Source organism: Pseudoalteromonas sp. RWi3 (genome assembly GCF_054960735.1).
Window position 1 is genome coordinate 1 of sequence record NZ_JBHNYL010000055.1, and the last position, 280, is coordinate 280.

Sequence of the window (280 nt, forward strand, 5' to 3'; positions counted from 1 at the left end):
CTGTTGAACAATGTCCATTCGTTTACGCATTAAGTCGCGAACAGCCCTGAGCTCTCGAGGATAAGTATAGCCTTCAGGCAGAATGTTTAGACGTAGCATTTCAGCTAACCAACACGCATCACTGTGGTCATCAGCATGCTTTAAGCCTGAATACTGTTTAATTGCAGCGGGGTTTGCTAAGTGAAGTTTAAACCCTTCATCCATTAAAGCATCGACTAACCAATACCAGTTAAAAGTTGATTCAACAACAAGTCCTTTTAAATTGTCTTTATAAGGACTG

The 280-nt window shown here is 40.7% G+C and carries 1 protein-coding gene; it reads right to left on the minus strand.

Annotated features, from left to right (window positions below; all coding sequences use genetic code 11):
• The coding region (locus ACFI4Z_RS19115; protein WP_462671897.1) for an IS110 family transposase at positions 1–280 on the minus strand (280 nt) is incomplete at both ends.